The sequence below is a fragment of the Schaalia cardiffensis F0333 genome (assembly GCF_005886435.1).
Classification (GTDB): domain Bacteria; phylum Actinomycetota; class Actinomycetes; order Actinomycetales; family Actinomycetaceae; genus Pauljensenia; species Pauljensenia cardiffensis.
In genome coordinates, this window is the sequence record NZ_CP040505.1 from 16,454 (window position 1) to 37,855 (window position 21,402).

At 59.6% G+C, this 21,402-nt stretch carries 15 protein-coding genes, 1 tRNA gene and 1 riboswitch; of the genes, 9 read left to right on the forward strand and 7 right to left on the reverse strand.

Annotated elements, in window-relative coordinates:
- Window position 1: 1 nt before the first annotated feature.
- The 5 genes from FFA61_RS00075 to FFA61_RS00095 all read left to right on the forward strand — a co-directional run bounded on the left by FFA61_RS00075 (window position 2) and on the right by FFA61_RS00095 (window position 4,996).
- Window positions 2-1,717: an alpha/beta hydrolase family protein gene (locus FFA61_RS00075; RefSeq protein WP_005962563.1), complete on the forward strand. Its 1,716-nt coding sequence runs from the start codon at window positions 2-4 to the stop codon at window positions 1,715-1,717.
- Window positions 1,718-2,009: 292 nt separating this feature from the next.
- Window positions 2,010-2,097, forward strand: a riboswitch (TPP riboswitch).
- Window positions 2,087-2,890, forward strand: coding sequence for a hydroxyethylthiazole kinase (gene thiM / locus FFA61_RS00080; RefSeq protein ID WP_005962561.1), 804 nt, complete (start codon window positions 2,087-2,089; stop codon window positions 2,888-2,890). (Overlaps the previous riboswitch by 11 nt.)
- The gene (gene thiE / locus FFA61_RS00085) at window positions 2,887-3,549 is read left to right on the forward strand and encodes a thiamine phosphate synthase (protein ID WP_005962559.1); all 663 of its coding nucleotides are present in this window, start codon (window positions 2,887-2,889) and stop codon (window positions 3,547-3,549) included. The genes thiM and thiE overlap by 4 nt, the downstream gene beginning before the upstream one ends.
- Entirely contained in the window at window positions 3,546-4,352 is an 807-nt protein-coding gene (thiD, locus tag FFA61_RS00090) for a bifunctional hydroxymethylpyrimidine kinase/phosphomethylpyrimidine kinase (RefSeq protein ID WP_005962557.1), read from the forward strand. Before thiE ends, thiD begins: the two co-directional genes overlap by 4 nt.
- Window positions 4,349-4,996, forward strand: coding sequence for a TenA family protein (locus FFA61_RS00095; RefSeq protein WP_005962555.1), 648 nt, complete (start codon window positions 4,349-4,351; stop codon window positions 4,994-4,996). Before thiD ends, FFA61_RS00095 begins: the two co-directional genes overlap by 4 nt.
- 444 nt (window positions 4,997-5,440) lie before the next feature.
- Here the strand turns inward: FFA61_RS00095 and FFA61_RS00100 are convergent, their stop codons facing one another.
- Entirely contained in the window at window positions 5,441-5,827 is a 387-nt protein-coding gene (locus FFA61_RS00100) for a phage holin family protein (RefSeq protein ID WP_005962553.1), read from the reverse strand.
- Window positions 5,828-6,304: 477 nt separating this feature from the next.
- Between FFA61_RS00100 and hisC the strand changes: the two genes are divergently transcribed.
- Window positions 6,305-7,354 carry a histidinol-phosphate transaminase gene (gene hisC, locus FFA61_RS00105; RefSeq protein ID WP_005962550.1) on the forward strand — a complete coding sequence of 350 codons (1,050 nt, stop codon included), beginning with the start codon at window positions 6,305-6,307 and terminating at the stop codon, window positions 7,352-7,354.
- A gap of 1,109 nt (window positions 7,355-8,463) precedes the next feature.
- Here hisC and FFA61_RS00110 read toward each other — a convergent pair.
- The 3 genes from FFA61_RS00110 to FFA61_RS00120 form a co-directional block, all read right to left on the reverse strand.
- A tRNA-Pro gene (locus tag FFA61_RS00110) sits at window positions 8,464-8,537 on the reverse strand.
- A gap of 741 nt (window positions 8,538-9,278) precedes the next feature.
- Window positions 9,279-10,385 (reverse strand): metallophosphoesterase, encoded by a 1,107-nt coding sequence (locus tag FFA61_RS00115; protein WP_005962548.1) that lies wholly within the window; start codon window positions 10,383-10,385, stop codon window positions 9,279-9,281.
- A gap of 84 nt (window positions 10,386-10,469) precedes the next feature.
- On the reverse strand, window positions 10,470-12,554 hold the full coding sequence (locus FFA61_RS00120; protein ID WP_005962547.1) for a transglycosylase domain-containing protein: 2,085 nt from the start codon (window positions 12,552-12,554) through the stop codon (window positions 10,470-10,472).
- 149 nt (window positions 12,555-12,703) lie between these two features.
- Here FFA61_RS00120 and FFA61_RS00125 point away from each other — a divergent pair, with 149 nt between their 5' ends.
- The 3 genes from FFA61_RS00125 to FFA61_RS00135 all read left to right on the forward strand — a co-directional run bounded on the left by FFA61_RS00125 (window position 12,704) and on the right by FFA61_RS00135 (window position 17,270).
- Window positions 12,704-13,039 (forward strand): WhiB family transcriptional regulator, encoded by a 336-nt coding sequence (locus FFA61_RS00125; protein ID WP_005962546.1) that lies wholly within the window; start codon window positions 12,704-12,706, stop codon window positions 13,037-13,039.
- Window positions 13,040-13,140: 101 nt separating this feature from the next.
- Window positions 13,141-13,302: a Sp36 family protein gene (sp36, locus tag FFA61_RS00130; RefSeq protein ID WP_005962545.1), complete on the forward strand. Its 162-nt coding sequence runs from the start codon at window positions 13,141-13,143 to the stop codon at window positions 13,300-13,302.
- 455 nt (window positions 13,303-13,757) lie between these two features.
- Window positions 13,758-17,270 (forward strand): Cna B-type domain-containing protein, encoded by a 3,513-nt coding sequence (locus FFA61_RS00135; protein ID WP_083879455.1) that lies wholly within the window; start codon window positions 13,758-13,760, stop codon window positions 17,268-17,270.
- Window positions 17,271-17,531: 261 nt separating this feature from the next.
- Here FFA61_RS00135 and FFA61_RS00140 read toward each other — a convergent pair whose 3' ends face one another.
- From FFA61_RS00140 to FFA61_RS00150, 3 genes are all read right to left on the reverse strand, one after another.
- Complete coding sequence (locus FFA61_RS00140; RefSeq protein ID WP_005962542.1) at window positions 17,532-18,215, reverse strand: Crp/Fnr family transcriptional regulator; 684 nt, start codon at window positions 18,213-18,215, stop codon at window positions 17,532-17,534.
- A gap of 191 nt (window positions 18,216-18,406) precedes the next feature.
- On the reverse strand, window positions 18,407-20,347 hold the full coding sequence (locus FFA61_RS00145) for a hypothetical protein (protein WP_005962541.1): 1,941 nt from the start codon (window positions 20,345-20,347) through the stop codon (window positions 18,407-18,409).
- A 55-nt stretch (window positions 20,348-20,402) separates the two neighbouring features.
- Window positions 20,403-21,371 carry a hypothetical protein gene (locus tag FFA61_RS00150; protein WP_005962540.1) on the reverse strand — a complete coding sequence of 323 codons (969 nt, stop codon included), beginning with the start codon at window positions 21,369-21,371 and terminating at the stop codon, window positions 20,403-20,405.
- Window positions 21,372-21,402 lie beyond the last annotated feature (31 nt).

The window sequence follows — 21,402 nt, forward strand, 5'->3', positions numbered from 1 at the left end:
GATGGAGGCTTTTGGCCGATTCCTTGTGACGAACGGTGAGACCCAGGTCGATACGGAGGCTCTTTTCGCTGCTGCGGCTCGTCTTGAGGCTCTTGCCTGTGATCTTGAAGAGCTCGAATACCGTGCGCGCCGTGCTGGCGAGGATACCCTGGCGATTTCGAGTGAGGACTTTGCTGGAGCCTGGCAGGCAAGGGTCGCCGCCGAGTCCGCCGAACAGGGAATCCTGACTGCCAGAGCCCGTTTGATTGAGCTCGTTGATTCTGTGAGGTTTGCGGCGAACCTGTATTGCGAAGCAGAGGCGCGTGCCCTGAGTCTGAGCGAGCCCCTCACTGACGGTGAATTGGCGCTACGGGGCGTTGCGGGAATGTCCATGCTCTTTCCAGGTCCTGCGGGCGCAGGCGGGGTGTTGCTGAGTCTGCTCCTAAGCTCAAGAGGCCCCCGTTCTTCGGGTATCGACTTGAACCATCACCAGGCGACCAGTAGTTACTTCGACTGGCTGGCACGCCTCGTTGCGACGGGGAGCAACGCGAGAATCGTGGCGGAGATCATGGAATTCACTTCCGGCGCAGGCGATGGTTTCGCTGGAGTGCGCCTGCAGCGCGACCTCGCTGCGATCAGTCGGGCGCTCATGGATACTCCCTTCTGCGAGGAGGATGCGGGCGGGCTTCGAGGAACGAAAGAGGCTGCGGTGCGGGTAGCGTGGCTCTCCTCCTTCTTGGGCGCTTCCGTTTTCGGCGCGCCAAAGGGTGTTGAAGTGCGCAGCGGTCAGGGCCTTCCACCCGGCCGGGATCATGTCTTGGTAAATCCCGGAGGGGGTGTGAGCAGGGGGTTTGCCAAGGCAGGGGAGACCAATCTGAGGGTTATTGATCTGCTCTCAAGCGCAAGCCTTGTTCCGGGAGGCACGAGAAGCCTCACCAGATTCGTGGGGCATCGACTCCCCCTTCCCGGGACGGGGCTTCCGACTCCCACTCCTGCATCCTCGGTCCCCACACCAAAGGAACCGACGGCGCTTCTCGATCACCTGGCGAGCCTCGATGGTTCGAGCGATTCCGGCCAGTTCATGATCTTGCGCCACGAGACACCACTGGGGGATGGGACGAGCAGTAGATCGTGGAGCGTCGTTGTACGCGGCACACAGAAATGGGGAGTTGGAGCTTCGAACCCGCAGGACATGCTCACGAACTTTCAAGGAGTCGGCGGCCTCGACACGGACCAAAAGCGCGCGGTTCTTGCCGCAATGGAGATGGCGGGAATTGACAAGGGTGAGCCCGTTGAGTTCGTCGGCCACTCTCAAGGGGGCATTGTTGCTGCGGACCTCGCCACCGACCAGACGCTCTGTCAGGACTATTCGGTCGTTTCCGCCCTGACTGCGGGCTCGCCAATCGCCGGGTCCGTCCCCGAAGGAGGTGTGCGTGTCCTTGCTCTTGAGAACACGAGGGACATTGTTCCCGGGCTGGATGGTGCGAATAATGCCCCAGGAGTCGTTACTGTCCACTTCGACGGGGAACCCTATATCCCCGAGGGGAAGGAAGGTGGGAAGGTTGTCGCCCACGACATCGGGCTGTACCGCAACGCACTCGCTGATCTTCAGGCAAGTGAGGGAGAAGAGCTCGCGGAGGTGAGGGCTTGGGAGGAGGCGCGAAGCTCTCGGATGGGGTTTTCTTCGAGGACGAGGACGACGGCTTTCGTTTTCGACACTCAAAGGGTCGGCTACTGAAGAGGTCTCGTGACACCTCGTTGAAAAAGCCTCGCGACACCTCGCGCTTGAAAACGCGGACTGAGCCTGGGATGGAGATGGGCAAGAAACTGCGTAAGAGGGTGCGGAAAAGGAATCGCAGACCAAACTGCGCAAAAGGGTGCTGAAACGGAGTCGCGTAGCAGGGTGCTGAAAAGAAGTCTGTGAAGAAAGAGTGCGAGCGCGTGCTGGCAACAGGTCCCAGAACAGCTCGCGCAAGCGCGCTCAAGGGCTTAGTGCGCAGGTCAAACACCCTGTGGAGTGCTAACGTGTGCTGCGTGACACGGGGTGCCACTGGCTGAGAACACACCCGTTGAACCTGTCCAGATAATTCTGACGAAGGGATGTCGCATGATTACGCACGCGACCGCATCAACCGCACTCAACGCCGTTCGCGAGACCACTCCTCTGGTTTCTTGCATTACGAATTCGGTCGTCACGAACTTCACCGCGAATGCTCTGCTCGCAGTGGGCGCCGCACCGGCGATGGTTGACATTGTCGGCGAGGCCGGGCCTTTCGCTTCGATCGCCTCCGCCCTGCTCATCAACTTAGGAACCCCGACTCCTGAACAGCGTGAGGCAGCCAGACAGGCCGCGCGAGCCGCTCATGATGCGGGCGTCCCCTGGGTCCTTGACCCTGTGGCCGTGGGCGCTCTCGTGCATCGCACCGCCCTCGCCCATGAGCTTCTCGACTTCAAGCCCACTGTGATCCGGGGTAACGCCTCGGAGATCATCGCCTTGGCTGGCACTGGCATCGGGGGTCGCGGCGTGGATGCCGCTGACGAGGTTGACGCCGCACTCGACGCGGCCCGGGCCCTCGCGCAAAAGGCCGAGTGCGTGGTCGCGATCTCTGGGGCCGTTGATGCGATCGTGTCCGTCTCTGAGATCCTCCGCGTCGGAGGTGGAGCCGAGATGCTGACGCGAGTGACCGGTGGTGGCTGCGCCCTCGGCGCTGTGAGCGCCGCTTTCGTGAGCGCGGGCCGCACCAAGGGCCTGGGGGATCTGGAATCTGTTGCCGCATGCCATATCGCCTACTCGGCTGCGGCTGAGCGCGCCGAGTCTCAGGCTGCAGGGCCGGGCACTTTCGCTCCGCTCTTCCTCGACGCCCTGTATTCGCTGGAAGGCGCCGAGCTGAAAAGGATCCCCCTGTCATGAGGACCGCCCCTGATCTTCGCGTCTACTTCGTAACTGACGCGGGCCTGTGCGAAAGCGCGGGCCGCACGGTCCGTGAAACCGTTATCGCCGCAGTTGAGGGCGGCGCAACCTGCGTGCAGTTGCGCGCTAAAGACTCCGATGGGAGGCCCTTCCTTGAGGAAGTCCTCGAGGTCGCGAAAGCCGTCGGCGAGAAAGTCCCCGTGATCGTGAACGACCGCGTCGACGTGTTCCTCGCGGCCCGCGCCCTCGGAGCGCAAGTTGCTGGCGTGCACGTCGGTCAATCCGATCTGCCCGCCTCCCTCGTGCGCACTCTCATCGGCGAGGACGCCTACCTTGGTTTGTCGATCGGCACTCAAGAGGAAGCACAGGCCGCCCGAGAGGAAGGGGCGGCCGACCACGTCGGCCTTTCCGTTCTGCGCACAACCGCGACAAAGACCGACACTCCTGATGTTCTCGGCTTCGAAGGCTGTGAACGCTTGAAGAGGATTGTCGGCATCCCGGCCGTCGCGATTGGTGGGGTCGGAGTCGATGACATGGCGCAGCTCGCGCGAATCGGCATTGACGGAGGGGCCATCGTGTCCGCGATCTGTTGCGCCCCTGACCCGGCTGCCACCGCAGCTCAACTACTTGCCCAGTGGAATGAAGGAGCACAGGAATGACTAGGACCGTCACAGCTTTGACGATCGCAGGATCTGACCCTTCGGGAGGCGCGGGCATTCAAGCGGACCTTAAGGCGATGAGCGCCAATGGCGCCTACGCGATGAGTGTCATTACCGCACTCACCGCCCAGTCGACTCGTGGTGTCACGGGAGTGCATGCCGTGCCCCTGGATTTCGTTCGACTCCAACTCGACACCGTCCTTGCTGATATTCGCCCCGGTGCGACGAAGATCGGGATGCTCGCAACCGCCGAGCTTGCCGCCCTCGTCGCTGAGTATCTTCCGACCCTGGAGAACACGGTCCTCGACCCGGTGATGGTCGCGACCTCGGGCGATCCGCTCCTCGAGCCGGATGCGCGGGCCGAGGTTCGTAGGCTCTGCACCCTTGTCGAGCTCATCACGCCGAACCTTTCCGAAGCGGCGGTCCTCCTCGAATGTGAACGCGCGAGGAACGTTGAGGAGATGATCGAGCAGGCGAAGGCTTTGCGCGAGCTTGGAGTCAAGCGCGCCCTCGTCAAGGGCGGGCACCTGGATGAAGATGCGAGTGATGTCTTCATCGACGAGGACGGGCCCCTCGTTTTGACGGGCCGCAGGATTGCCACGCAGAACACTCATGGGACCGGCTGCACCCTCTCTTCGGCGATTGCGGCTCTGCGTCCTCGTCGTCACACATGGGTCGATGCCGTGAAGGACGCGAAGGCTTACCTCACGGAGGCGATTGCTCACGCCGATTCTCTTGGCGTTGGGCACGGGCACGGCCCCATTCACCATTTCCACGCGATCTGGCCCAAGGAGGAGCGATGAGTTTCACCGATGAACTGTGGCAGGGGATTGTCCCGATCCGTCAGGCGATTGAGGATCTTGATTTCCTCAGGGGCTTGGGCGAGGGGACTCTTTCACGCGAGCGCTTCGACTACTACATGCGTCAGGATGCGGGATACCTCGGGACTTATGCTCGGGCTCTTGCGGGGCTTGCCTCGATGGCGAGCGACCCGGATGACCTGGTGTTTTGGGCGGGCTGTGCGAGGGATTCGATCCTTGTCGAGCGTTCCTTACACGCTTCCCATGTGGAGGTTGACGGCCCCTTGGAGGTGTCGCCGACCTCGAGGGCGTATCAGAGTTTCCTCTTGGCCTGCCTCGCCTCGGGTGAGTATGCGGTCGCTGCGAGTGCGGTTCTGCCGTGTTTCTGGATCTATCAGAGCGTTGGGGATTCTCTGCTGGAAAAAGCCGGTGAGCTGGAGAATCACGCTTATGGGGATTGGATCGGCATGTACGCTGATCCGGCTTTCGCCGAGCAGACTATGATTGTTCGTTCGATTGTGGATCGTCTGGCCGAGCAGGTGTCAGAGGAGACGCGTGGGCGTATGCGTGAGGCCTTCGAGACGGCCTGCCGTTATGAGTGGATGTTCTGGGATGCGGCCTGGCGCATGGAGGCCTGGCCGATCTGAGCTGGGAGCGCTCAAGCTGCGCAGCAGCCGGGATGGGAGAAGCTCGGGTGAGCCAGGGTGCCCGGGTGAGCCGGGTGTCCGGGTGTCCGGGTGAGCTGGGGGTCCGGGGAATCTGGGGTGCTGGCTCGCCGCGATCTGAGGCTCGCGAGCTTGCTGCAAGTCCGATCGCTGCCCCGAATGAGCATTTCGGGGAGTCCGTGGGGGTGCTCAAGCTGCGCAGCGGCCGGGGCTTTGCCTCGGCCGCTCCCCGTCTTGCTTTGGTCGTTCTCCGACTTGCTTCGGGCGTTCCCTGTCTTTGCTTCGGCGGCTCTCCGTCTTTGCGCGCGGATCGGCGGCTCCCCGTCTTGCTTTGGTCGTTCCCCGTCTTGCCTCGACCGCTGCGCAGCTTGCTTCGGCGGCTCTCCGTCTTGACGTGCGGATCGGCGCCTCCTCACGTGTCCTTTTTCAGTCCTCCTTCTTCTTTGCACCGAACAAGCCCGCGACGAAAGAAGAGACGATCGCGGTGATGATCGCTCCGAAAAGGCAGGACAGGAAACCGCCCGTGGAGAAGGGGAAGCCGAGTTGTGTGGACAGCCAGCCCGTGAACTTGAAGAGGACCGAGTTCGTGACGATTGCGAAAAGCCCAAAGCTCAACAGGTAGAGCGGGAAAGTCAAGGTCTTCACGATCGGCTTGATGATGGAATTGACCCCGGTGAAAACAAGAGCGATCACTGCGAGGGTCAGGGCTGTTTCCGTCAGAGAGGCCCCTGAGGTGAAGGAAATATCGGGGATCAGGCGTGCGGACACCCAGATCCCTGCCATGGTTGCGAGAAGACGAAGAAGAAACTCCATGCCTCCACTGTCGCGCTTTTTCTCGCTCCGCGCTCGCTGAGCGACGCTTCAACGCTCATGCTGGCCCACGCGAGGGCATGGGGTTGCCCCCTCCGCGCTTTGCTCAGCGGTGGTCCGCAGTACCTTGGCTCAAGCGGGTGCTCCGCTCGCCTGCTCCCTGTCCATGCTCGCCGAGCGCTTCGCCTCCCCCGATCGTTCTCCGTCTACCGCTATGCCTCTGCTCCATGCTCGCCGAGCTCTTCAACGCTCATGTCGGCCACGCGAAACAACGCTTGGGTGCTGCGAGCACTTAGATGCTTCATCGTTGCGCTCAGCTGATGTGGGCCAGGTTGCCTCGCTTCTCTATCGCAGAGCGCTTCAACTCTCATACTGGCCCACGTGAAAGGCCCCTCGTCCCCTCCGCGCCCTTTGAGCGCGTGAACGCCCGCACTTCGGAAATCCTTCATCTCCTTCGGCGCTGTGCGCTAGGACTGAAGCATGAGAGAATTCCAGGTCCCGATCCGCCCCGCCGTCCGTAATCTCCCGCGTTACCGGCCGGGGAAGGCCGCGCCGGGAGCAATGAAACTCTCCTCGAATGAGATGGCGACCCCGCCCTCGGCCCCCATCCTCGAGGCGATGAGAAAAGCCCTTGAGAACGTGAACCGCTACCCGGATCTCATGGCAACGCCAGTGCGCGAGGCCATCGCCAAGCGTTTCAAGGTCTTTCCCGAGCAGGTCTGCGTCGGAACCGGCTCTTCTGCGCTCCTCCTCGCCGCTCTGTCGGCCGTGTGCTCGCCGGGCGCGAAAGTCGTCTACCCGTGGCGCTCCTTCGAGTCTTATCCGATTGCGATCCCAGCTTCGCACGCCGAAGGGGTTCCCGTTCCCCTCGACGAGGATGGGGGTCACGATGTTGAGGGGCTGGTGTGTGCAGCTCAGGATGCTACTGCCTTGATCCTGTGTTCGCCGAACAATCCGACGGGTCCTGTTCTGACTTTCGACACGATCCGGGACATTGTTGAGCGCGTTCCCGCATCTGTCCTCGTCCTCGTTGATGAGGCGTACATTGATTTCGCGAGCGATCCGCGAGTGTCGAGCGCGATCCCCCTGATTGAGGAGCATCCGAACGTCCTCGTTTTGCGGACTTTCTCGAAGGTGCATGCGCTCGCGGGAGTGCGGGTCGGGTATGCGATTGGGAATACGGAGCTGATTGGTGCAATCCAGGCGGTGTCCGTTCCTTTTGGGGTGTCGAGTGTCGCGCAGGCAGCGGCTCTCGCTTCCCTTGAGGACGAGGCCGGGGTCCGTGCTTCGGCTCAGGCGGTTATTGCCGAGCGTGAACGCATGATCGCCGCGCTTCGTGAGGCGGGGCTTTCGGTGCCGGATTCTCAGGCGAACTTCTTCTTCCTTCGGGGCTTGGGGGCCGACTTTGTCGAAGCATGTGTGGATGCGGGCCTTATCGTTCGTCCTTTCCCCGAGGGCGTTCGGGTGACGCTTGCCGATCCGCTAACGAATGATCGCTTCTTGGAGGTCGCGAGGCGCTTTGCGCGCTGAGGAGCGCGCCGTGGGTGTTGTTCGGTAGATCGAGGCTGGGGCTGCGGGGCGCGGTGCTGGGGCTGCGAGCTGTTGTGGTGGGGCTGCGAGGTGCTGTGTTGGAAGTCCGGGCTGCTGTGCGTCTATGCCTCAGCCTCTTTGGGACATGCGTCCCCACGTTATGTGTTCGGCGAGGCTGAGGGGTGGTTGATGGCGCCGAGGTCATATTTGGGGTTCTTTGGATTGGTGTGGTCTGGTGTTCGGGTGCCCACATTATGTGTTCGGCCTGGTCGAGGGGTGGTTGATGGCGCCGAGGTCATATTTGGGGTCCTTTGGGCGTTGCGGCTGCGAATGCTCCGCGCCACGGAGCTAGAAGGCTCGACGCTTCAACCTCGAAAAACCCTGGACACACCCGAAAATGTCGCTCATTGTGGCCGGTATCCTTCGGTTAAGGCCACAAGGGCTCGGCGTGGACGTAGGCTGCGAGGGTTTTGGTCGGCACCCCGGTCGCGAGGCCACAAGTCGGACAATAGGCGTCGACAAGTCGGATAATCCAAACTCTGACCTGGGGTTTTCTTAAGGGGCTGAGGCGTACGGTTCGACTTGTGGACAGTCGCACTACCGCACGGGCGGCGCCGCACATTCTGACCGGGATTTCGACCGTCCCGCACCACAAAGCCAAAAAGTCCAGGTCAAACGAATACTTTCTGTCCCACCACTCCGTTCTGGCCGTTATCCCGGTTTCACCGAGAACCCGCAGGCGATATTGAGACCTCGGACAGGTCAAGGCGCTGAGGTCGAGTACAGCTCAAAGCTCTGAGGTCGAACACAGGGCATGAAGGAGGCGCTGCCACAGGGCATGGAGGAGGCACTGCCACAGGGGAGATGCACGTCCCCGCGGCCAGATGCGCGTGGTCGGTCGCACGTTAACAGCGTGGGAGGTGATCCCTGCCCGAGTAGCCAGATGCCTCGTGCCATTGATAGAAGTCTCAGGCGCGGGGGAGGTGCAGGGGCTATGGGAAGATGCAGGGAACCTACAGGGGGATTAATACCTGGAGGGAAGATCAAGAAGAAGCGGATGTAAAAAGTCCCAGGACCTTGTTGAACAGTGCCCTGGGACTCCACACGAGTCGGGGTGGCGGGATTTGAACCCACGGCCTCTTCGTCCCGAACGAAGCGCGCTACCAAGCTGCGCCACACCCCGTGCGACTTGAGAAGTATACGCGCCGGGTGCCCGCCCTCCAAAATTGAGGACGAGGAGCGGGGTGGCAGATGGATCACAGGGATGCCGTTCGTGCAGTGTTGAAGGTCGGTGGGGCTTGTGAGTCTTAGCTTGGCGACGTTCCCTCGGAGCCCACAACAGCATCGAAGGTGTGGAGTGCATGGGAGCGTCATAGGGCGTGTCAGCCTAGGATCGAGCGTTGAACAGCTTCAGTGAAGCTCAGAGGCTCGAAGACCTGTTGGGTTCGAGAAGTTCTAGGCTCAATAGCTTGACAGCACTACAGCATTCTTGAGTGCTCGCGTCCCTCGGCCTTGAATCCCCAGGCTGAGGAAAGTTTGGGGTGTTCACTCGAGCCTTCAAGTTCTGCTTGGCGCCTGTTTCTTCCAAACGGACCCTGCTCGACCGCCATCCTCTACACGGCCGCAACCACACGCTTCCCGCGCATGGCTCCCGCTACACGGCCGCGACAACCGCATGGCTCCCGCTACACGGCCGCGACAACCGCACGGCTCCCGCGCACGGTTGCCAGGGCACTGCTACCGCCGCGCGGCTCACAGGGTGCGCTTCTCAAAACGCGACCGCAACCGCACGGTTCCCGCCACGCGACCGCGACCACACGGCTCCCGCGCATGGCTCCAGCCAAACTGCCATGCCCCCAAAATGGACGGCTCTTCAGGCATCCGCCCGAACGTTCGTTCACAGCTTGGCGAGATCCCACGCTCCTCAGATTGAGCGGATCGTCAAGAGGGACGCCTCCGGCCTCGTCGCGATCCTGACGGGAGCGTAGGGGGATGTGCCGAGTCCGGCAGACACGTGCAGGAGGGAGGAGTGATCGCCTGCTCGCCAGCGGTGAAGTCCTTTTGCGTATTTTTGGTTGATGTCGCAGTTCGTGACGATCGCCCCGAAGCCGGGCACTCCGATCTGGCCTCCGTGGGTGTGGCCTGCGAGGATGAGGTCCGCTCCGGCGGTGGTGAAGGCGTTGAGAACGCGTGTGTAGGGGGCGTGCGTGACTGCGATACGAAGTGAGGAGTCCAAAGCCCAGGAGGGATCTGGTTCGACGATCCGGTCGCGCCCGATATGTGGGTCGTCTGTTCCGAGGAAGGACACTCTTTGCGAACCTCCTCGTGCGGAGCCGTGGAGTTGTGATCCCCCAAGCGCAGATTCCCCGGGCGCGGAGTCCCCAAGCACAGATCCTTCAGGTGTAGACCCCCCACATGCGGATCCGCCACCGCCGCAGGATTCCACAGTCAGTGTGCCAGCCTGATTGGAAAGGTCGAGCCATCCGGCGTCTCTGAAACGGCGGGCGAGTTCTATCCACGGCAGGTCCGGTATTGAACTCTTTGGCAGTTTTGAGGAGCCGAGGAGGTAGCGTCCCCAGTTCTTCTTCTGTGCCGAGTAGTAGTCGTTGGAGCCGAATACGAATGCTCCGGGCAGAGCGAGGAGGGGCTCGTAGGCGTCTTCGAGCAGCGGCAGTCCCTCTGCGAGTCCGAAGTTGTCGCCCGTTGAGACGACGAGGTCGATGTGTTCTTCAGCGGCGACGCGTCGAAGGAAGGTAACGAGGAACTCCTGTCCGGGGAAGAGATGAAGGTCGGACAGGTGCAGGATCGTCATTGTTTTGATGCCACGGTGTGCGGGCATGTCGATGGCGATTCTGCGCAGAACCGGCATGCGCCTTTCCACGCTTCCCCATGCGAGGGCGAGGAGGCCTGTTCCGGTGAGGGCCCCGGCGGCGATGCCGAGCGCGCGGCCTGTCGCGATGAGGGCGCGCGGGGCGATCGAGGGGCGGTCGGCGATGAGGTCGAGCCCGAGGGGAAGAGCGTCGCTCGTCATCGTCTGTCTCCTATTCCTTGGGTGAGTTTTGCGGCGCTACAGGTGCCGTGTTCTGAGGGGTGGAGTCAGTGTCAGCCCGGCTCCTTACCGAGGTTGTCGAGGCGTGCTTACCGCGGAGTTGCCGAGTGAAGCGTTATGCATGGGTTCAATCCCTGTGTCGGCGAGGGCCGTGGACATGTAGGGCGCCCAGATCTGTTGTCCGACGAAGGTCTCGCCGAAGATTGCGTGGTAGTAGGTGCCGTTAATGACGATATCGCGGACCGGGGTGGTCGAAGAATCAGCATGGCCGACCCAGGCGGAGGTGACGAGGGAGGGGGTGAAGCCGGTGAGCCAGGTGTTCGCGGAGTAGTCGGTTGTGCCGGATTTCGCAGCGAAGGGTCGTCCATCGGCGAGCCGTGTAGAGGTGTAGTACTGGCTGGCGGATGCCGTCAGGAGGGTTGCAACCTGGTTGGCGACGTTTGAGTCGAGGACCTGCGAGCAGTTCGGGGCGAATTCCTTCACGGTGTTCTCATCGCGGTCGGTGACTGTTGAGATCGACATGGGTTCGCAGAGCAATCCGCCGTTGTCGAAAACTGCGAAGGTGCTCGCGACTTGGAGGGGGGATGCGGAGGAGGAGCCGATGATGTTTGCGGGTAGGGCCGCGATCGTTTCGCCGTTTTCGGTGATGCCCATATCGGCGGCGGTTTGGAAGATTTGGCAGAAGTCGAGTCTGGATGCCATGTTGACGAAGGCTTGGTTGACGGATAGCCCGGTCGCTTTGACGACATTCATTGGGCCGTCTTTACCTGCGAGGTCTTCTACCCTCCAGGGTTCGGTGCTAATGGGCGTGCCGCCGCACCTAAAGGCGCCTGAACCGTAGTTCCTGTTGGTTGAGCCGACGGTTTCGTATGCGGAGTGGCCTTCTTTGAACCATTCAGCCAGGGTGAAGACTTTGAATGTTGAGCCGATCTGGAATTGGCCGTCTGCGGCGTAGGAGCTCATGGTCTGGCCTGCTTCGACGCCGTAGGTTGTGTTTTGGGCCATGGCGACGATTGCGCCGGTGCTGGGTATGAGTGAGACGAGAGCATCGTCTACGTCGGAGGGGTCGTCAACGGGGATGGCGCTTGTGAGGGCCGCGTAGGCGGCTTGTTGCTTCGCCGGGTCGAGGGTTGTGCGGATGGTGAGACCGCCGGTCTTGAGGAGGTGTTCGCGTTCGGCTGCGGTTTGACCGAAGGCTTCATCTTGGAGGAATCGAGTGATGACGTAGTTGCAGAAGTAACCGGTCGAACCGTTTGCGCCGATGCATCCTTCGGCGGTGTTGGTGGGGTTGAGTGTGTCTGCGAGGGGGGTTTCGATTCCGGCGTCGTACTCCTCGCTTGTGATGATTCCTTGTTCGAGCATGACGCTGAGGACCAGGTTGCGTCGTTCTTGGGAGGCTTCCGGGTAGCTGAGGGGGTCGTATTCGACGGGGGATTGGACGAGGCCGGCGAGAGTTGCTGCTTCGAGGTAGTTCAGTTCGGAGGCCGATTTGGAGAAGTAGCGTTGGGATGCGGCTTCGGCACCGTAGGTGATGGGGCCGAAGGGCGCGATGTTGAGGTATCCGGTGAGGATTTGGTCTTTGTCCATCGTCCTTTCGATGGCGAGGGCGTATTTGATTTCGCGGAGTTTGCGGGCGGTGGTTTGTTCGGTGGCTGCGCTGACTTGGTCGGCGTCGCCTTCGAGGTAGCCTTTTTCGGCGAGGGCGTTGCGCACGTACTGTTGGGTGATGGTGGATGCGCCTTGGGTCCCTGATTCGCCGAGGTTGTTGATGAGGGCGCGGGCGATTCCTGTGGCGTCGACGCCGTTGTGTTCGTAGAAGCGTTTGTCTTCAATTGCGACGATCGCTTGTTTCATGATGTCGGCGATGTTCGCGGAGGGGACGACGATCCGTTGCTTGTCGTAGAAGCGGGCGATGACACCGCCATTGGCGTCGAGGAGTTGGGATTCTTCTGCGGGTTCGACGACTTCGATTTTGCTGGGGAGATCGTTGAGGATTGAGGGAACTGCTTTTGTTGCGATTGCCGCTGATCCGGTGAGAGGGACGAGGAGGCCGGCTCCGAGGATGCCCATGAGAGCGGAGACGGAGATGAAGGAGAGGAGGAGTCCGAGGAGTTGTGCCGGGCTCACGAGGCGCGGATGGTGTTGCGACATAGGTCCAGAATACGTGGTACCACAAGGTGAGGGGCGGGCTGGGGCCGGTGGGTGGTCCGCGTGGTGGGATTCAGGTTTGGACTCTCTCGCAAAATGTGTGTATCGTCACATGTGAAAGCTCATTGGCGAGCGATTTGGAGTATCAATCCATGAACAGTGTCGATGACGACCAGAGTTGGGTTGCGCGGGCTCTTTGCGCTTCTTGTGAACCTGATGCCCTGTTCGTTCAGGGAGCGACTCAGCGTCAGGTCCGCGTTCGGTGTCTTCAATGCGAGGTGCGTCTGGAGTGCCTGGCTGACGCTCTTCAGTCCGAAGCGAACTTCGGTGTATGGGGTGGACTGACCGAGCGTGAACGCCGTGCGATGCTGCGCCATTATGAGGGTGTGGAGAACTGGTATGGGTGGTTGAGGGAATCTGATGATCCTCTCGCTGTTGAGATCCGTTCCCCGAAGGTGCCGAGGGTTCTTGCGCATGTTCGCGCTTGAAGTAACTGTGAAGCGCTTGGCCTGTGGGTTCTATTGTTTCTTCGTGGACTCCCAGGCTTGGTGAGTGCTGGGTGCGTTGTGTGTTTCGATAGGATGGGCTCATGGTGAAGTGGGAGTATGCGACGATTCCGTTGCTGACGCATGCGACGAAGGCGATCCTTGATCAGTGGGGGGCTGAGGGTTGGGAGTTGGTCCAGGTGATCCCAGGTCCGACTGGTTCGGAGAATCTTGTCGCCTATTTAAAGCGTCCTGTTGAAGATTGAGCTTTGCCGTGAGAGGGGCCTAATGGATCTTTTCACTTTGAAAGCGGTGAAATCGCTCAAAGTTTGAAATATCCATGTTCGTGCACTGGTCTCCTTTAGTGGGCTGCTTCATGTCATGCTTCTGATCTCAACTGCTGTGGTAAATCCTACAGGTGTACGGGTGTTTGGAGACGGGTGTTTGGACATGTCACACCAGCTACCTCACCCCGTTTTCCCTGCAATCGCTGCCAATGCGGCTAGTCCTCGCGGTCGATGAGCCAAGGGGTGTTGTCGAAAATCTGAGGCGCGAATGGGGCCATTTTGCACGTAAATCCCTTGCTTCTGCGCGCCACGCTATGAAACACTGGCGGGGTTATCTCTCCAGGGAGTGGTGTCGGCTCTGTCGTATCGTTCTCTTTGTGAGCCACAGCTTTTGTATCCGCGCTGTGCGGTCCAGACGAGTGGAAGGTTGATTCGTGTTCCCACGATCTGATCGATTGAATATTCGGCGTTTAGCGGCGTTCGTCGCGTTCATTCTCGCCTTCGCCCTGGTGGTCCCAGGCTTGACGATGATGGCAAGAGCCGAAGAGGGTCAAGTAGTTGACGTGGATGTGAAGATTACGAACTTCGAGATTCGTAATATCACTAAGGAGACAGTCGAGAAGATCCACCACACGCAGACCTTCCTCCTGAAGATGGATTGGAATGCTGACCATCTGGGTGACACGCTTAAGTCAGGCGATCAATTCCATATCGAACTCCCTGACACTATGAAGTTTCCAGCTGGGGCAGTGCAGCGGGAATTTAATCTCACTCGGAAGGATGACCCTAGTGTCGTCATTGGCAAGGGAATAATTCAGCCCGGGCCCGGTGATATTGGGGGGACGGTTACCGTAACATTCAATGAAAAGGTTGAGGGTAAACTCAATAATCATGGAACGCTCTGGATGGGCGCTCAGTTCAATATGGACAAACTGAAAGTGAATGAGGTTAACAAGTTCACGGTCACAGTGTCGAAGGTCCCTATAACTACTGAGATGACTCCCTATCTGCCGGGACCTATTGTTAACGAGGATCTTCTGAAATGGGGTAATCCTGATTCAATGGACCCTCATGTGGTAAAATGGGGGGCTCGAATCAACCATGCTAAGCATGACCATAAGAATGCTGTGATTACTGACTCACTTTCTGAAGGAATGGGGGATGAAACCTACATTCCCGGTAGCTTCATCCTAGAGGAACGAGAATACAGTGAAAATGGTGAACAATCGACAACTCTTAAAACGATTGATTTAATCGAGGGGCCAGGAGGTAATTTTACGCTCGCTCCCGACAAGCGGTCGTTCACGATTAGGCTCGGCGACATTTCCGGTAAGCAGTTAGCGCTGCGTTATTCGACGACCTACACGAAGCCTGGCAAGCAGTTGAAGAATAAGCTGACTCTGAATTCAGACCAGATTAAGGATTTCTCGAAGACCTATACCTACCAGTCCGCTGAGTCAGGTGGCACGGGCTCGAATGACGATGCTTCGAAGATTAAACTCAAGAAGGTCGATGAAACTGATCCCACCATCACCTTGAAGGGTGCTGTGTTCGAGGTGAAGAAACCGGATGGGCAGACTTTCAAACTCACCACTGGCGATGACGGCACCGCAACTTCTGATGCTCTCGTTGCTGGGCAGCAGTACACGGTCAAAGAGATTGAAGCTCCGAAAGGGTATATCGCGGATGAGACCGAGCATGTCCTCACGGTTAATGCCGACTCCGCCGCTGAGCTGACAGTTCAGAACAAGCGCATCACCATTGATATCCCGGTTGAGAAGTTCTGGGAAGACAAGGGAAATCAGGCCGGCTTGCGCCCGCAAGAGGTTGAGGTTCAGCTGGTTGCCAACGACAAAGATGTTGAAGGACAGAGGCGCACTCTGGTTGAGGTGAATAACTGGAAGGATGAGTTCAAGAATGTTCCGAAGTTTGATACTGACGGCAATCTGATCAAGTACACAGTCAGGGAGCTCAATCCTCCGGCTGAGTATGGTGTGACCGTCACTGGCGATCCGAATGGCGACGCTTCACAGGGATTCTCGATTACGAACAGCTACGTTCCTGAGGTTGTGCGCCTTCCTGTGAAGAAGAAGTGGCTTGGTCCCGGGGCGGATTCGGTGAAGGTCCAGCTCCTCGGGCGTCTTGATGATGCGGAGCCCTACGAGGATGTTCCGGGTGCGGTTTTAACCCTGACCAAAGACGAAGGTTGGCAGGGCTCTTTTGAGAATCTTCCGAAGCTGAAAGAGGGGAAGCTGGTCAGCTACGCGGTCAAGGAACTTGATGTTGATGCTTCCAAGTACCAGGTCGAAATCGACAACAAAGGCGCGTGCACGGTCTACCGAGCAACCGAGGAATGCGGCAGCACGATCACCAATCGGAATATTGAGAAGGTCGACATTAGTGGTGTGAAGACCTGGAATGATGACGATGATCGTGATCGGAAGCGTCCGAAGCAGATCACGGTGAAGCTGCTTGCTGACGGTGATGTTATGAAGGAAGAAACGGTCACTCCTGGTGCCGATGGTAACTGGAGCTACTCTTTCAAGGGCCTTGACAAGTATGCGGCGGCTGATGGTCACGAGATCGTCTACTCGGTCGACGAGGCGCCGGTTGATGGCTACCAGACGATCGTCAACGGCACCGATATCACAAATACGTACTCGCCTGAGACTGTGGATATTCCGGTGAAGAAGGTCTGGGTTGGTCCGAAGGGGTCTGAGGTGACTGTGACCCTTTTGGCCGATGGGCAACCGGTTCCGGATAAGTCGTTGGTGTTGAATGCTGGTAATTCTTGGAAGGGCTCGTTTGATGGTCTTCCGAAGAATAAGGATGGCAATCCGATTGCTTACACGGTGACTGAGGCCCAGGTTGCGGGTGTTGATACCTCGAAGTATGAGGTGACGGTGAGTGACTTTGTTCCGTGTGCTCTGCCTCGTGGGGATCAGCAGGTTCGTGCGGATGCGGAGTGTGGCTTTACGATCACGAATAAGAATATTGAGAAGGTCAAAGTTGAGGGTGTGAAGACCTGGGACGATGACAATGATCGTGATGGTAAGCGTCCGGGTGAGATTACTGTTCGTTTGAAGACGAAGGATGGGGAGCAGGCATCTCAGAAGGTCACGGCTGCTAATAACTGGGCGTATTCGTTCACGGATCTTCCCAAGTACACCGATAAGGGTGATGAGATCGTCTACACGGTGACTGAGGATGCTGTCGGGGAGTATGCGACGAAGATTGATGCTGATGGGACGATCACGAACTCGTACACTCCGGGTAAGACGTCTGTGTCGGTGTCGAAGGTGTGGGATGACGCTGATAACCAAGATGGTGTGCGTCCTGATTCGGTGAAGGTCCAGTTGAAGGCCGATGAGAAGGCTCTTGGTGAGCCGGTTGTGTTGAACGCTGACAACAAGTGGACTCACACGTGGACGGATCTGTTCATCAACAACAATGGCAAGAAGATCGGGTACACGGTTGAAGAGGTGGACGTTCCCCAGGGGTATGAGGCGAAGGTTGAAGGTGATGCCCAAAAGGGTTACACCGTGACGAATACTCATGTTCCTGAGCAGGTCTCCATCCCAGTTGTCAAGAAGTGGGAAGGGAAGACGGGCGCGAGCGCGACTTTCCACCTCTACGCTGGCAAGGATGATACGGGCAAGGTGTTGACCCTTGATGCCGCCGTGGACTGGAAGGGTTCCTTCGATGGTCTTCCTAAGTTCAAGGACGGTAAGGAGATCGCTTACACCATCACTGAAGATGCCTTGGAAGGTTATGAGGCGAAGGTGAAGGGTGATATGCGAGATGGCTTCACCGTGACGAACACCTATGTGGACAAGAAGCTCGCCAAGACTGGTTTGTCCGGTAGTGGGCTCCTCCTTGGTTCGACCATCTTGGGTGGGGCGGGTGCTGTGATGCTCGCGGTGCGTCGCAAGCGTGAACAGGCCTGAGACACGCGAAGCGTTGAGGCGCTGAAACGCCGACGCTGACTGGTGGGGGTTGGGAACAGGAAACTGCTCCCAACCCCCACCGCTTTACGCACACCCAACTCAGAAAACGAAATGTGCCCGGGTGCCGAAGGACGTCCTGAATGAACGCGAAGGGCGCCCAGAGCACAAGCTCCGGACGCCCCAAGTGGAAGTGGGCTCTCAATCAGCCAGGCAACTTCTCAACACCAGAAGCTCCCAGGATGACCAAGCCCCCGCAGTGAATCAGCGTGCGCGACGCGCAAGCCGATCAACATCCAGCAAAGTCACCGCACGGCCCTCAAGACGAATCCAACCGCGCGAAACGAAGTCTGCGAGCGACTTATTCACCGTTTCCCGCGAAGCGCCGACAAGCTGCGCAAGCTCCTCCTGAGTCAGGTCATGGGGAACATGCACACCCTTATCCGTCGCAGTACCAAAACGATCCGCAAGATCAAGCAGCGCCTTCGCAACACGACCCGGAACATCAGAGAAGACAAGATCCGAAAGAGACTCGTTCGTGCGACGCAGACGCTGAGCCAAAGCCTTGAGCATATGCTTCGCGAGAGTCGGATTCGTATCAAGAATCTCCATCAGATCCTCATGATCGAGGTACAAAAGAGACACCGGGGAAACAGCGGTCGCAGTCGTTGAACGCGGGCCCGGATCGAAAAGAGTGAGCTCACCGATAATCTCGCCGGGGCCGAGGACAGCGAGCAAAGACTCGCGTCCGTCATTCGAGGTGTGACCGAGCTTCACCTTGCCCTCAGTCACGATGTACAGGCGATCACCCAGGTCGCCCTCGTCAAAAAGGGTCTCCCCGCGTCGAAGGGTCGTATGCCCCATCTTCTGCTGAAGGGAAATCTGCTGAGTCTCATCCAGGCCGCCGAAGAGCGGGACCTGGCTGATGAAGTTTCCGTCGCCGATCATGAGGCGTTGGCTCCGTTCTTCTCAAGGCTCCGGGACATCCGGGCCGTGGGTCACAACCCCCACGCTCTAAGGGGGTGTGGTGGATCACTGGATATTATGCCCCTTCAGATGCGCAAAGGTGTGCGCATAAGCGTCGACGCGCCGAAAGTGTTGAAAACTCGGCGCGTCGAAGAGGTTCAAACACAGGAAAATCAGAAGCGGGCAGCGGCCTTCGCAGCGCGACGACGAGCACGCGCAGTGAAATGAGCCCCCGCAGGATTGATCCTTTCAACCTCAGCGCGAAGCAGTTCCTCATTCCGGCCAATGCGACGTACAGAATGGGAAAGAAAGCCAATCCCCATGAGCACGAGACCAACCAGCAAAAGACGACCTGAATAGGCTGAAGCCTGCACATGGTGGCTCAGGTTCTGGCCGAACGTGCTCGAGGAACTCAGCATCCGCAAATACGGCAGAAGAAACTCGGCGGTCAGGCCCGGAACGATGAGCGAAGGCAGGCCCACAAGCGTCGTCAACACACCAACAAACCACGGGCCCAAAGAGGACTTGCGGGCCAGAAGGAAAAGGAAGAGGACGAGTACGAGTCCACCGAGGAGCTCAAGGAAAGGCAAGGGTGCGAAGTTCCCCGTCGCCACGGAACCAGCATCATTCAGGGTCAGACGAGCCCCCGAATCTGCGATGAGGAACCACGCCAGAGGCACAAGCAGAAGATACCCAAAGAGGCTCGCCCAGTGGGCTCCCGTCCGAGAAGGAACCTCAGCCTGAACAGAGGCACCATCAAAAATCGCGTCATCGAGAGAATGCGGGGCTGCTGGGGCTCCCAACTCTTCGACGGCCTGCTCGCCAATGTCCTCACGAGGACGCCATGAGGCTTCAGGCTCAGGCTCATCAAGGTCAACACTCGGGTTTATGAGCGAGCGGCGCTGCACAGAAGTCTCATCGAGAGGCTCAAAGAGGGAGGCACCCTCTTCCACATCTTCAAGCTCTTCAAAAGACTCCGCTTCGCCGTCCTCGTCCTCCACGCGATGAGCGAGCACATCACGAGGAGTCGGTGTCGGATCGATCCGAGTCATGACGGGAATCTCCCCGGTCATCACCGGGATCGTGGTCGTATGCGAGCCCAGAGTGACAGTTTCGATCTGACCGGTGATCACAGGAGCGGACTCTCCGACAATGTCATCCTCAGGCGTAATCTCACCGGGAAGCTCAACTTCCTCGCCAGTAAGGGGCTGTTCTCCTGCGAGGACCGGCTGCGCCAGTGCGGGAGCGCTCTCATTGTCACTCTGGCGGCTGCGGTCGCGCACAGCGGCCCACATGGACTCGGCGAGCTCGTCGGGCGGAGCTGAAGCCGAGGGAGATGAGCTATTCGTTGCTCCCTCGTCGCCAACAGACTGCGTTTCCAAGACGGAGGAGCTGCTCGGTGTCTCAAAGATGGGTGAGGCGGCGGGAAGCGACGCGATGCGAGAGCTAGCAGAGGTCGGCGAGAGGGGCGGGGTGTCTGACGTGCTCGAAAGTGGCGAGCTGACAGGTGTGTCCGAGAGGGGTGACCTGCTCGCTGTGCTCGAGAGCGTGGCGCCTGTCGGAGCAGCAGGGACTCCCGTAGCGTCCGCAGAGACGGCGCGCGGCTCGGGACGGACTGTGCTGCTCCCTGAAGCCACAGTCTGCTCGCCAGTGGCGATCGAGGAGTCCCGTGCCTCCGGAGCTTCTGGCTCGTCGGAAGTCTCCTCCATCTGAATAGGGGAGGAGGCCTGCGCGAGAGGCACGCTCGATTCGGTGAGAGGCAGGCTCTCTGCATGAGTGGCGGAGGGCGCCTGCGCGAGAGGCGCGCTCGATTCGGTGTGGGGGAGGCCCTCTGCATGAGTGGCGGAGGGCGCCTGTGTGGGGGAGTCTTCTGATTCGGTGGGTGAGGGCTCTTCTGCCTTCACGAGCGGGATGCGCGAGGCTAGGGGCGCGGTCTCTGCCTGCGCTAGGGGCGCGGTCTGCGCCTGTGCGAGGGGCGCCTCAGTCGCCGCCGTCTCCTCGTCCCGATCAACGTCTTCTTCCTCGCCCCGATCGAAGATGAAATTCGGATCGAGGGTCAGTGCCTCTTCAGCGTCGCCCTCTTCAGGGCGCTGGGGGAAATCCTGCTCAGACATGCGTCTCCTCCTACTCGTTGACACACGATAACGAGCGAAAGAGGCAGAAGCGGGCTCATTCTTCGGCTTGGCGCGGATCAGGAGCGTCGTGCACGTCACCGTTTCCAGCCCCGGCCTCGCCCTCGACGACACCATTTGACAGTGCGAAGGACCTCGCCCAATAGATTCCGATCGTGGAGGAACCGAGGACGAGGCCGAGGGTCGCCACCACAGGTGCGGCCATCGACAAGGAAGTGAGGATCGAAGCTCCGGGCCTGACGACCGAACCCGTGATGGACGTCCACAGCGGCCACAGCATGTAGCTGGGGAGCACCATGAACAACCAGGCGGTCAGCTGAGGTCCCGTCAAGGATAGGCATGCCATGAATGCAACAACCCCCAGCAGAAGTGCCGCCGTGAAAGCAATAATCGCCGCACCGGGAGTGAAGGGGCCGAGCGCTCCAAGGCCGTGGGCGGCGACCTCGGTCGTATCGGAAGGGGCAATCACGATGAACAGCATGCTCGCCCCCAGGGCGCTTGGGATCGCAAAACCCGCAACCCACGCGTGCCGATGGTGGAAGATCCTGCGGCCCTGCGAAGTCCCAGGACGCTGCGGGTGAGCGGCGCGCCTGAAGGTCAGCATGAGAGCGAGTGCCGCCCCCAGAGTGATCGCAGTGACCCCGAGGGGGTAGAGGCTCCAGGAGACAGCGGCCTGCATATCCAGTGAGTCCACGAAAGAGGACTGGAGCATCGGGATCCTTAAGAAACCCACGAACTGGCCTGCGCCGACGATCACAGAAAGACCGCTCGTCAGGAACATGCCCGCAGGCGATTCCTCGCAGTTCAACGACACGAGAGTCAACAGGACTGCGCCAATACCCATCCCGATGAGTCCCTCAACGGAGGCGAGAGGCTGGCCGATCGCAGTTTTCGCCTGCACATCCGCCATTGAGGAGCCGAGGAGGATCAGCGCGACTGGCGCGAACACGAGGGCGAAGAGGAGGCTCTTCGCGTGTGGTGTGCGAATGACGGAACGCAAAGACATGGATTCAGTATCGCAAGGACAGATGGGTATG